Source organism: Amycolatopsis coloradensis (assembly GCF_037997115.1).
Classification (GTDB): domain Bacteria; phylum Actinomycetota; class Actinomycetes; order Mycobacteriales; family Pseudonocardiaceae; genus Amycolatopsis; species Amycolatopsis coloradensis_A.
Genome location: NZ_CP150484.1, coordinates 6,322,821 through 6,334,788, shown reverse-complemented (window position 1 = coordinate 6,334,788; position 11,968 = coordinate 6,322,821). Strand labels below are relative to the sequence as shown.

Sequence of the window (11,968 nt, the reverse complement as noted above, 5' to 3'; positions counted from 1 at the left end):
GCTTTCCGTTCTCAGCCCTCGAGAGACGCCGCGCGCCGGCAACGGTCGAGCACTTCGAGACGGAGCTGTGCGGCCCGGTCGCGGCGGATGACGTACCCCGCTGCCCAGTGGGCTTTACGCGCGGCTTCGACGGGGTCGTCGTCGAACGCGCCGAGCAAGACGCGCGAGACGTTGGCTCGCACGGGGTCCTGGCCCGCCGAGTTCCATTCCCGCTCGAGACGGGCGGCGTGCGCGGCGCGCTCATCGCGCGGTCCGCGCAGAGCGGAGAGTGCCTCGGCGATGACTTGTCAGGCCGCGGGCCGGCGAGGATCCCTTGAAGTTCCGGGTCGGCCAGGGCTGGATCCCCGGCAAGATCCTCGGGCACCAGTTCCGTGCCGATCGGCCTGACTTTCAGGCACCCGGTGCGACGCCGTGAGCCAGTGCTCGCCGAGCCATATCCCGCTGAGCAGTTCCATCGCGGCGAGACCGGCGGCTTTCCAATCGGACCCCCGAAAGGCAGATCTCCGAGTCTTGTGTCCAGGGAGGTGGGCTCCTGACCGAAGCGATCGCCAGGGTTCGTTCAGAGCGAAGCCCGCCAGCAGCCTGCCGTCCTCGGCGAAGCCGAAAGACGAGTCGTCATCGACATTCCAATAGACGCTGAACGCCCTCGAACCACGGCTGACGGCTTTGCGAAACCTTCGGCAGGGAACCGTGGAATCCGTCCGGCGCTGATTCGGCCCCGAAACGCGCCGTCACGCCGTCCGTGTCGGGCTCCGCCACGGCGGTCACGCAGAGCGCGTTCGCGAGTGAGGGCGCGAGGCGAGCAGCTCCCGGTGGTGCCGGAGGGAATCGTCGTCGTTCATCGCTCACCTCGCGCCCCGCTCGGGCGGCTGGTCCGCTTGCAGGTTCTCGAGGATCTTGCGGCGAGGTCGGCGAACTGGTCGAGTTCTTCAGGCGTGAGGCGGTCGATGACAAGGCGCCGGACCTGTTCGCCTGGAGCTGAGAAGTCATCGCGGCAACAGCGGCACGATGGAAGCGAGACGGGTACCAGCTCAGAAGCGGTGATCGCCGGTCTCGCGACCGCAGCGGTCCACGCGTTTCCACGGCCATTCCGAGGCGAGCCAGCGCGCGACGGCGTCGGCGAGTGCCGCGTCGAGTTCCGCTTTGTCGGCCCGTACCCAGGATTGCACCGTGACATCCCACTCTTCGGAGTCCGGGGGGTACAGGTACACACAACCGATGACGACGTCGTCGGCCGGGCCGAGGACGGTGAAGGTGAACCCGGTGCGTCGCGCGAAGTCCGAGGCGTGGCGGTGAAGATCGGTGAGGTTCTCTTCGGGAGTCATGCCGTAGCGAGGCGGCCAGTCGCCGTCGGGATAGCCGGGAGTGGAGCGAATGTGCTCGATACTCGACATCCATGCGGTGTGGTCGGCCGAATTGTGCTGCGGTCCCAGCGGTTCCAGGCGGAACCGTTCCGTCACGAGTGAGGTCGGAGGGACGAAACCTGCCGGCACGAACTCTTCCGAGATCATAGCCGGGACCGTAGCGGCCGTCCGGCCTTCTTGCACCTGAGTTTCCGGACAGGGTTCCGCGGGCGATCAGGCCAGGGTTCGCCGCGCGTCTGGGAGGGTGTTCGCCTCGACGAGGTCCGTGATGACGAACACCCCCTGCGCGGCTATGCGGCCACGGACTTCCGGATCGCGTATTCGCCCGGTTCGCACTTCGCGATGGCCGCAGATCTCCAGTTGCCCGTCGTGCGTCCAGCGGGCCAGGTCGCCGGTCCGGTAGAACCGGCCGAACTCGGGATGCTCGCCGAACCGTTCCGCGGTCAGCTCCGGCTTTCCGCGGTAGCCGGACGACAGGCAGGCGCTGCCTTGATCACGCCTCCGCTCGACCACACGGTGGCCTCGGTCGGTCCGTACAGGTTGAGCAACGTGCACCCGGTAGCGGTCAGCTTCCTGGCGAGCGGCGAGGGCAGTGGTTCGTCGCCGATGATCACCATGCGGTCGGTCAGCCGATCGGCCACCTCGTCGAGGACGAGACGCCAGGTGGTCGGCGTCGCCGAAAGGATCGAAACGTCGTGCCGGAGCGTCGCGCCGTGGGTGCGCGCCTCGTCCGGTGCGACGACCAGCGTGCCGCCGGTGGCCAGTGGCAGGAACAGTGCTGAACGCCGTCACCCACAGCATCGACCTCTCGCGGGCGTCGAGTGCTTCGGCGAAGCGGGTGATCAGGTTCGCCAGCGCGCGGTGGTCGATCCGGGTGCCCTTGGGACGCCCGGTCGAGCCCGACGTGTAGATCAGGTAGGCCTGATCGTCCGCGGTCACCGGAACGAGGTGCCCGCGGCACCCTTTTCCGGCCGCGGCAGCAGACCGGAGGCGTATCCGGCTTGGAAGTACGCCACCGTGTCGGTCAGGATCCGGTTCAACAGCGCCACTTTCGCGGGATCCGGCTTCGCGAGCCGGGTCGCGGCGAGGAACGCCGCCCACCACGGTACGAGATCGCCGAGTTTCGATGCGGTGTGGCCGTCCAGCGGCGCCAGAACGTTCGCCACCCCGTTCCCGATGTCTACGGGGGAGGGGTGCTCGGCCGGCACCTCGTCCTCGACCAGTTCGATCAGCAGCGGGTTGTCGGCCAGGTCGATCACCTGCGCGGGCTCGTCGGAGACCGTCTGGTCCGGATTGGTGTCGAACTGCGGCGGTACCCGGCTGACGTAGGTGACCCGGTGCAGCAGCCGCCACGCGCCCTGCCCGGTCAGCTGGACGTTGCGCAGGGCCACCGCGTCCGGGTCGCTACTGGAGTTCAGCCATTCCTTGTCGATCACCTGATCGTGGAACGTGTCGCCATTGTCCGCCGAAGGCGGCAGGTAGATCGACATGAACCGGTAGGCGTCGACCTTGCCGGGGCAGTAATCCGGGGTGTAGCCGGTCTCCGCGTGGTAGCCCTGCAGCATCGGATCGCCAGGGCAGGTCACCGCCAGTGAGAAGCCTCGCGACTCGTTCTCCGACTTGCCGACCTGGACTTTGACGTGTCCGCCGAACAACGCGTCGATCGCGCCGTACAGACCGTATTGGGCGGTGAAGGTGATCTCGCCGGTGAGGCCGGTCAGATGCGTGTAGTCGCTGAATCCCGTGTAGACGCGTTCGTGGGCGGCGGAGAACTGCTCGGTTTCGGTGTGCAGGCCGCCGGACGCCGTCCAGACGTACCGGTTGGCGATGCCGCGGGTCGGGACGTCCCTGCCGAAGTCGTAGAACTGCTCGTCCTTGATCCCGTCCAGATCGGCGCTGCCTTTCTCGCCGAGGCTCGCCGCCTTGAACTGGTTGTACCTGCTCCGCATGGCCGCGTCGGACTTCGCTATTCTCGCGGCCAGCCGGTAGGCCTCGTCCGGTTTGAAGTAGCTGCCTCTGGCGACGTCGGCGCGCGGGAAGTCGGGGTCGTTGACCAGGCCGACCTTCCCGTCCAGCGTCCCGTTCTTCACATAGCGCGGGTCGATCTGGAAGGTGATGATATTGCGGTCCGGCGGGATGTCCAGATCGGGCAGCACCATCTTGCCGACCATCGCCCCGGTGGAGCGCAGCCGCATCGCGTACAGATCGGCCGTCATCGACTCGACGAGGGCGTACCCGAGGTTCAGCGGCTGGTAGCGGCGGCCGACCACCGGGTTGAGGTAGTCCGACCGGTCCGTCCGCGCCTGTTCCCACATTCCTCGCAGCCCCAAGGTGTCCGTCGTGGTGCGGGTCCACGCGGAGAGGTACGTTTCGTCCCGCTGGCGGGCGATTTCCAGGTTCGACTTGTGCCGGGCGCCGATCTTCCCGGTACCGGCGGTGAGCAGATGCGTCCATGCCGGCACGGACGCGCTGTCCGCCCATTTCGCGGCGACCCCGGCTTTCGTGTCGATCTCCATTTTCAACGCGGTTTTGTAGTCCGACGACGTGAACTTGACCGACGTGCTCTCCTCGGACCGGACGGTGACCGTGGACGCGTCCTGATAGGAGTTGTAGCCGAACGGGCTGTCGTAGAGCGGGCGGGACAGGTTCTCGCTGGGCACCGGCGGCGCGCCCTCGATGTACCCGATCAGCGTGGGCCGGGTCTGGACCTGGCCCAGGTACACCAGATCCGTCTCGCCCATGCCGTAGCCGGTGGACAACGTGAGCGCGGTGTCTTCGAAGAAATAGGCACGACGCATCACCGCGTAGGGCGTGCCGTCCCCGTGGGTCTCCATCTCCGGGTATTCGACGACTGCGGCCCTGCCGGAAAGCGGGCGCTGGAACCGGGTTCGCGGACCTTGGTAGACGTTGGTGAGCTGAGGACCCTCGTTCGCGACAGGCGCGGTGGAGGCGACATAGCCGGGTGCGCCGATGAGACGCCCGTTCGCGCCCCGGCCGGTCAGGTCCGCGCTGGTCTTGTCCAGTGACCAGTAGCCCGCCAGGTCGGTCTCGTCGCCCTTCAGCTTCCGGAACAGGGTGGACGTGATCTGGGAGCGGGTGCGCGCGGAGCGCCAGATCCGTACCTCGGCCAGCGAACCGGTGAGGGTGTCCTGGAACTTTCCCGCACTCTGCTGGTAGGCGCCGAAGGTGCATTGGTCGTACCCGAGATAGCCGTCGACTTCGCCCGCGGGCAGCACAGACCCGATCGGCAGGCCGTCGTGGTAGCACCGGTACCGGCCGATGTTCTGGAGCACACCCCACAGATCCGTGTCGGTGAGCAGGAAGTCGTTGTCGTTCACCGAATCCGCGGCGACATTGCCGGAACCTTCGGCGAACCACCACGCCGAAACCACGCCGTGGTCGGTGTCGGCGGCTTGATTGCGCCGCAGCACCGACCGCACCTGGGCCGCCGACAAGCCTGTCGACCAGAATCGCAGCCCGCCCAAGGCACCGGTGAAGCGCGCTTGCGCTTCCAAGGCCACCCGGCCCGCCTTCGACGGCGGAGTGCCGATGCCGAGTGTCAGTGGTGCCGAGGAATCGACGGACGTCACGGTTTTCGCGCCAGTCAGTGTCGTCTGCGCCGTTCCGTTCTCGAAACCGTTGACGTAGATCGTGAGCGTGCACCGCAGGCCCGCCTTGACCTGAGCCGAAGTCAGCGTCACGGCGATGTGGACGGCCGGGCCGGTCAGGACGGATGCGCTGCTCCGCACGGTCAGCCGGGTCCGGTCACCACTCGCCGGGTCGGCGAATCCGGCCGTGCAGAACGGATTCCCGTCGGAGTCCAGCGCGAGCCGGAACGACTGGTCCTTTCCGGATTCTCCCCACTGCGCGAGGATCGTCTGTTGCAGACCGATGGAGCCCGCCCCCTGCACCCAGCAGTCGATGCTGAACTGGCCGTCGAACGCGAGGTCGCCGGGTTCGGGGCAGACGCCGTAGGCAGGCGGAGCCGAGGCCGCGCCCGCGAGGTTCAGTTTCAGTGCACCGGCCGCCTGATAGCTGACAGCCACATGGTTCCACTCGCCGGAACGCAGGCGTGCCCGGGCTCGCACTGGCGCCGTCCCGCCGACGCCGGCGACGATGCCGAGGAACGGGTCGTCATCGCTGGAGCCGACCGTTTGGGTTTTGGCGAGCTTCAGTTGCGCGTCGAGCGCGGACCCGGTCGCGGTCGCGTGGTTGGCGAAGACCGACTTGGCGGTGGTGTGCCCCTCGGCCAAGGACCAGGCGCCCTCCAGCCCCGGTTCGTTTCCGGTCAGCGCGGCGGTGTTCGTCTGGCGCAGTTCCGCGGCCGTCCTGGCGAAGGACCAGAGACGCACATCCGACAGCGCGCCGAACATGCTGACGTGCGGGCCGATCGCCGCGCCGATCGCCAGCGACGGCGAGGTCGACTTCGACGGTGGTTGCAGCTTGACGTTCCGCACGGTGTTGACCAGCACGGCGCCGACGTAGATCTTCAGCGTCCAGGTCCCGTTCTGCCATGCCCCCGTCGCCGCGACATGCGACCAAACACCGGCGGGCAGGGGATTCCCGGCCGTGAGGTAGCTCGACTTCGGCTCGTGGCTTTGCGGCCGGTAGCCCAGCGACAGGTGGCGCCCGACGTCGAGACCGAGATTGAGCAGCGGCTTGCTTTTACTCTTCGCGTCGCAGACCTGCAGGACGCTGCCGAGCCGGTTCGCCTTGGGACACGGCTTCTGGTCCGGTTTGATCCACGCCTCCCAGGTGAACCCGGTGGGGCCGGGCGTGAACGCCGAGTTCGACGGCACCGCGAGGTAGGAGCTTTTGGCGTTGTTCTTTTGGGTGAAGGCACCGAAGCGCACCGTGGGCAGGCCGGCGACGCCGAGATAGTAGGACGGCGTGAGTTCGCCCAGCCCCTTCGCCGGCCCGTTGTCGTAGGTGATCACCGTGGCCGGGTCGCTGTCTTCCGGCCGGATCCAGGATTCCATGGTCCAAGCCGGTCGCGGCGCCAGCTGGGTGTTGGTGAGCGCGACGCTCATCGCCTGGCGGCCGTTCAGCGTGAGGGCTTTCGCCTGGTGGGCGGCCAGCCACTTGCCGTTGTCGCCGGTCACCGTCCGGGTACTCGTGCCGTCCACCGCCCGCGGTGCCTGGCCGAACAGCGGGCCTTCCGGCGCGAGCGCGGTCATCGCGATCATCGCCCGGCCGACGGTGCCGTCCGGTGGTGCCGGGGTCAGCGAACGTCCTTGCCAGCTCGCCGCGTCGACCTGCCCGGCGGTGAGGTCTCCCACGTCGGCCGGTTGGAGCACGTCGAACAGCACCGAGCCGCCGCGCAGATCCAGGGGAATGGTGAAGGTCTGGTCGGCGACAGGCCCGGGTTTCGGATCGGCGGAGATGTAGCTGAACACCGCGTCGGCCGCGCTCCAGGCACGCAACCGTGCGACGAAACCCGCCTGGTCACGGGGAACGTTCTCGAGTTTCACGGCGGGCCGTCCGCCGGTGACGAGGGAAATGGTGCAGTGCGCCGGATCGCCGTCCGCCGGTGAGATCGTCAGCGACGGGTTCCCGGTCGTCTTGCCGAAGAGCAGGATGCTGCCACCGCCGGTGCTCAACGCGTAGACGGGTGTGTCGGCCGCGGCCCGGTGATAGGGGTAGGTCGCCGGATCCGCGTCACCGTTGAGGACCGGCGCCGCGTTGACGGTGCCTGCCGGCACCGCCTGCCAGGTCTGCACCGCGGTGACACCGGTGTCGGAGGTGTAGCGCATGATCAGATCCACGGTCCCGTTCGCGGCAGCGGTGACCTCGACCCGGGAGAGCGGCATGTCGGGACGGTGGGAGATCAGCACGAGCCTGCCCGCGGAGGCCAGGGGCAACCGTACTGACGGTTGGTGGCCCAGGAAGTCGTAGAACGGCCGGGCTCCGGACAGGACCGCCTTGTCGGCGGGGTCGTCGGAGAACGCTCCGTTGAGGACCGAGACCATGGTCCGGACGTCTCGCGGGACACCGCCCCAGTTCTCGTGCGGCACGCCGGCGGCGGTGCCGTAGTCGATCGTCACGTCGCAGAGGTCGGACGCGGTGACGCCGTCACGGACGCAGGGCGCCACGGTCGCCACGACGTCGTCGAACGTGCTGCCACTGCGCCGGGCGATCAGTGTGAACGTGCCGCTCTGGTCGTCGGCGTTCCAGGGCATCGTGAGCCGGGTCCTGGTCACCGTGGGGTCGTACTGGGCGACCGCGAACGCTTCGGTGCCCGCCGGGCTGGACGGCTGGGGGAAGTAGCAGTGCACGAGGCCGTCGGCACTGTCGAGGACGGCGGGTGCGGCGGCCGGTCTCGGCGTGCCCAGCAGGACCGCGCTCACCGTGCCGGCACCGGCCGAGCGCACCGCCTTGGCGGGGACGGGGTGGTCGCCGGTGCCCGGGGTGAAACCGCCGCCGTTCAGCGTGCCGTCGATCAGCACACAGCCGATCCCCGCCGGGAACATCGGAATGGTCCCGTCCGGCAGCACGCCGAAGTCGTAGACGGCCAGCGCTCCCGGCAGTCCGGCCCCGGCGTTGGCGACCGGGACGGTGACGCCCAGCCGGACGGCCCGGCGCAGGCTCGACGGCAGACTCGGCTCCGCGCCGGTCCTTTCCTGCTCGGCGTACAGGCTCGCGCCGACACCGGCGGTCGGGGTCAACGGGGTGCTCTTTCCCGAATTCCAGAGCGTGGGGGTGATCGTGAAGGTACGTGCCAGCGCCGGATCGACCTCGATGCCGCCCGTGCTGTTCTGCGGATACGAGACGAAGGTGAGGACTTCGCCGGTGACGGCGATGATGTGCCAGCGGCGGACATCGGCGTCCGAAGTGGGCGCGAGAACGACGTCGAAACGGCCGCCGGTGATACCGGACAGCGCCGACAGTTCGATGGTGGGCTCCGGGAACGGCTCGTCGATCATGTTGCGGAAGCCGAGTTCGTCGCCGGGGCCCGCTGGCGCGTCGCGGCGCTCACTGCGCCGGTACCGCACCTCCCACACCCGCTCCATCCGCCAGTCGCCTTGGTTCTCACCGTCACGCGAGCCGCTGGTGTGCTGTGGCGGAGTCCGCACGAGCGCGAAGCGATCCACGTAGAGAGTGCCGGTGGCGGACTGGCGGAAGCACGAGATGTACCTGCCGTCGGTGACGGCCCGGAAAGGCGCGTCCGCGGGCTTCGGAGCGGCGGCGGCCGAATCGACGGTGATCAGGTCCATGCCGGCGATCCGCAACAGTGGACGGTCGTCCGCCGACCCGGCGGTTCTCCCGGTGAGCCGCAGTTCGTTCCAGCCCGCCCATTCCTGGGGAACGCCGGGATCCGTCCCGGAGACACGTACGTTGTAGTACAGCGAATTGACCGTCGTGGCGGCTTTTCGGGCGAGTAGCACCACTGTTCCCGCGAGGGTGAGACCGACGGGATCGACCAGCGTAATACCGTTGCAGTCGGTCGAGGGCCAGGTCTGTTCCGAGGTCGTCATAGCCATTCCTCACTCGGGGAAATGTCGGCGATCTTTCATGTTATTGAGGCAGGAGCACGCGGACAGCCCCCTGGAATAGTGAAAGAAGGTGACGCACCGTTTTTCCGGACGGCGGTTGGTGAGCCTGTTCGGGACGATGGCTTTCCGACAGTGTGTTTCTCGGGGTATCAGCGCGGAGGTCGAGTTCTCCTGAAGCCGGTAGACCGTGCCGCCGTGAACGACGAGGACGGCGCCGATGGCCGCTGGGCGGTGCGACCGCCTGCCAGGCCATGTCTTCCGGTGCGGGGGTCTTCCCGTCGAACCCGGCAAGCCGATGAGGCCGCCGCCGATGACGAGATCGTTCCGGTCGACGGCCAGGACACAGTTGGCCCGGGCGCCACCGAAGGAGGCCACCGCTCAGGAACGTGTTCCCGATCAGCGGAGTAGCGGTTTCACCGCGGGTGTTCCCGGGTGCAGTGCCACCGGCGCCGGAAGGTGGCTGCCGAGTTCGGGGCCGCCGCAGCCGAGGGTGAACATGTCGTTGACCGGATAACTCGGTGAATCAGTGTGGCCTGTGTCGTGATATGGGTCATGACCAGGTTAGAGCGCCGTTGTCGCAGATCAACGTCTCTCCTGGCACCGGTCGGTATTCCGGTCCGGTGTTGTGCTGATCGAGGCGTCGGGCGGTGGCGGCGCCTGCGGAGCGTAGGTGGTTCCCGTTGAGGTGGCAGCAGCCCACGTCGGTATGGGCGTTCAGGCTGGCCCATTCCTCTCGTACACGTGCCTCCGGAAGTGGCATATGTGCCTCAGGAAAGGTGAAAGCGGTGCGGTAGTCGCGTCGACATCGACCCCGTCCATCTGGCTCCACCACTGCGCAGTTCGTCCTGGAGTACCTGTCGTACCGCGATCTGGGGCACGCGAATGTCCTCGGCGGGTGCCGGGGGCGGAGTGTGGCGGTGGTGACGGGCGTATGGATGCGCAGCTATGTCGTGATCCGCTCCCAGGGCGCATCGATGTCGCTCTTCTCGCCCCATGCTCCTTCTGGTCGTCTGGGGACGTGTCGCCGTCAGGGGTGTGCCGTGCCCGTCGCGGGTTGATCCTGGCCGTAACCGGCATCGGACAGTCGCTGTGATTCTGGCCAACCCTCGCTACACCGGCCGGCTGGTGTGGGGTCGCCGTCCGGCTGGCGCAGACTCGGCGCACGGTCCCGCGGTGTCCCGAGACCTGCACATCCTGCGTTGGTCGGCGAGGAGGACTTTTTTTGCTGCCCAGCAGATACGTTCAGCACGGGCCGCGCAGGACGGCGCGATCCGGAGTTACGCTCTCGCTGGGTTGGTGCGGTGTGGGGTGTGCACGCGGCGGATGGACTCGCACTGGGTGCACGACCGCCCCGGCTTTCGCTGCCGCCACGGCCACTCCAGCGCCCGACAGTCCACCGCCGGACGTCCGAAGACGATCATCTACCGTCGAGAAGACCATCTGATCGACCGCGTCGCCGCGCACTTCGGCGACCTGGACGATCACGATGCCCGGAGCCACGCACGCGCCCGTGTTTGTCGCCGCGGAACTCCGGGCGACCGGGTCGATAGTGGTCTGTGACAGCGGGGGAGTGACCTTCGCACCCGAATGCGACCCCTCGTCGGATGCTGGACGATCGGACTGTCCACCACCGTGCGCGATTGAGTGAACGGCGAGGTCGAGTGGCAGGCGTTCCTGTTCGATCCGTCGGTGACCAGTCAAGGCGGGATTCATTAGCAGGCGTACGTTTCTCGCTCCGCTGAACTGAGCAGCGGCAGAAGTCGGGGCGTAGCCAGCTTCAACGGCAGGCCCTTCCGGCTGGAGGAGCCTGTCCGGGGGCGCCAACAGGAACCTCACAAGCCGAGCCGGTGCGCTGCGCCGGGAGGTCTGAGGGTTCATGGGTTCGGTGATCCTTTTCCGCTACCTGAGCGATCTCCGGGAGCTTGATCGTGATCGTCGCATGTTCGCCGTCGTCGTGGACCACGATGGCGAGCTGGACGGCTTCGAACAGCGCCCGCAGGTACGGTTCTGGCGCCTTTGCGAGGTTTGTCGCGAGATAGGGAAGCGCGTCGATCAGAGGCACTTCATCGGCTGTCATCCCCTGAGGCGTTGCCGAATCCACCTCGTCGAGAGCGGCGATCTTCACCTGGAGATGTTTCTCGTCCTTGGCCAGTTCGTTGTAGCTGCCTCGCAAAGCGGCCGTAAAGGGTCGTCCGGGTCCCCTTGTTGTGCTTGCTTCAGGATCGATGCCTGCGTCTTGGCGATCTCGGCGAGCTGTCGCTGGATCCGCGCTCGTTCCCTGCGTTCGGTTGGGCGCGATCGTCGGGGCCTGCCAGGTCGGCTTCGAGGACCGTGCGCCGGTCAGGACCGAAGACGCGGTCGGCGAAGAACTTGGCGACGGCGTCGAGCAGGGCGTCTTCTCGAAGGTAGAGAGCGTTCTCGTGGTCGGTGAACCTGTCCGAGCGGCCGCGGTTGTTGTTGCTGGGCCTGCGGAGGTAGTACGCCCCCGCGCGGCTCGGGAGGCCGATCTTTGTTGGGGGACAGGGACGACAGCTTCTTTACATACCCTACGGGGGTAATGTTAGTGTGGTGGCGTGACGGCGAAGGGATCGCCGCGAAACGAGTTGTCGAACCGAAGGGTGAGAGCTGATGGACACCACCGTGTACACGGTCAAGGGCATGACCTGCTCGGGATGCATGAACAAGGTGACGACGGCGGTGAACGGTGTCGCCGGGGTCAGCGAGGTGGACGCGGATATCGCGACCGGCGAGGTGACCGTCGTGAGCGAGGGGCCGGTCGACGCGCAGCTGGTGCGGTCCGCGGTCAAAGAGGCTGGCTACGAGGTGGTCGGCTGACGTCGATGACCGAGGAGACCGGAACTGAACCAGCTGTCGTCATCAAGGTTGTGAACAACGGGCCGTATCAGGTGAAAGGGCCCGTCCGGCTGGTCGACCACGACGGCGAGGAATACGAACTGACCGGACGCACCTACTTGCTGTGCCGGTGCGGGAATTCGGCGAAGAAGCCGTTCTGCGACGGCGCCCATGTCCGGACCGGATTCACAGCGACCAGGGCAGTTGTTGAGGTGGAATAGAAGCGGGCGGGTGACGTGAAGGTCACCCAGATCGGAA

8 protein-coding genes and 1 pseudogene are annotated in these 11,968 nt (G+C 67.4%); 2 read left to right on the top strand and 7 right to left on the bottom strand.

Annotated elements, in window-relative coordinates; all coding sequences use genetic code 11:
* Positions 1 to 11: 11 nt before the first annotated feature.
* From LCL61_RS29590 to LCL61_RS29565, 7 genes and pseudogenes are all read right to left on the bottom strand, one after another.
* A complete protein-coding gene (locus LCL61_RS29590) occupies positions 12 to 182 on the bottom strand; it encodes a hypothetical protein (RefSeq protein ID WP_340682794.1) in 171 nt (56 codons plus the stop codon).
* An 849-nt stretch (positions 183 to 1,031) separates the two neighbouring features.
* On the bottom strand, positions 1,032 to 1,511 hold the full coding sequence (locus tag LCL61_RS29585; RefSeq protein WP_340682793.1) for an N-acetyltransferase: 480 nt from the start codon (positions 1,509 to 1,511) through the stop codon (positions 1,032 to 1,034).
* A gap of 66 nt (positions 1,512 to 1,577) precedes the next feature.
* On the bottom strand, positions 1,578 to 1,877 hold the full coding sequence (locus LCL61_RS29580; RefSeq protein WP_340682792.1) for a hypothetical protein: 300 nt from the start codon (positions 1,875 to 1,877) through the stop codon (positions 1,578 to 1,580).
* Positions 1,808 to 2,110, bottom strand: coding sequence for an AMP-binding protein (locus LCL61_RS42715; protein WP_425342069.1), 303 nt, complete (start codon positions 2,108 to 2,110; stop codon positions 1,808 to 1,810). The genes LCL61_RS29580 and LCL61_RS42715 overlap by 70 nt, the downstream gene beginning before the upstream one ends.
* Positions 2,111 to 2,222: 112 nt before the next feature.
* A pseudogene (locus LCL61_RS42710) lies at positions 2,223 to 2,303 on the bottom strand (AMP-binding protein); the annotation flags it as partial.
* A complete protein-coding gene (locus LCL61_RS29570) occupies positions 2,300 to 8,839 on the bottom strand; it encodes a LamG domain-containing protein (RefSeq protein WP_340682790.1) in 6,540 nt (2,179 codons plus the stop codon). The gene LCL61_RS29570 and the pseudogene LCL61_RS42710, both read right to left, overlap by 4 nt.
* Before the next feature lie 1,795 nt (positions 8,840 to 10,634).
* On the bottom strand, positions 10,635 to 11,030 hold the full coding sequence (locus LCL61_RS29565; protein ID WP_340682789.1) for a hypothetical protein: 396 nt from the start codon (positions 11,028 to 11,030) through the stop codon (positions 10,635 to 10,637).
* Between the two features lie 455 nt (positions 11,031 to 11,485).
* On the opposite strand from LCL61_RS29565, the gene LCL61_RS29560 reads away from it, so the two are divergent.
* Together LCL61_RS29560 and LCL61_RS29555 are read left to right on the top strand one after the other, a co-directional pair.
* Positions 11,486 to 11,692 (top strand): heavy-metal-associated domain-containing protein, encoded by a 207-nt coding sequence (locus LCL61_RS29560; RefSeq protein ID WP_125690215.1) that lies wholly within the window; start codon positions 11,486 to 11,488, stop codon positions 11,690 to 11,692.
* Between the two features lie 5 nt (positions 11,693 to 11,697).
* Entirely contained in the window at positions 11,698 to 11,931 is a 234-nt protein-coding gene (locus tag LCL61_RS29555; protein ID WP_340682788.1) for a CDGSH iron-sulfur domain-containing protein, read from the top strand.
* The last annotated feature ends 37 nt before the right edge of the window (positions 11,932 to 11,968 follow it).

Coding starts and splice junctions, on each gene's coding strand:
- LCL61_RS29585 (WP_340682793.1), bottom strand. CDS start 1,511: ATGATCTCGGAAGAGTTCGTGCCGGCAGGTTTCGTCCCTCCGACCTCA.
- LCL61_RS29570 (WP_340682790.1), bottom strand. CDS start 8,839: ATGACGACCTCGGAACAGACCTGGCCCTCGACCGACTGCAACGGTATT.
- LCL61_RS29560 (WP_125690215.1), top strand. CDS start 11,486: ATGGACACCACCGTGTACACGGTCAAGGGCATGACCTGCTCGGGATGC.
- LCL61_RS29555 (WP_340682788.1), top strand. CDS start 11,698: ATGACCGAGGAGACCGGAACTGAACCAGCTGTCGTCATCAAGGTTGTG.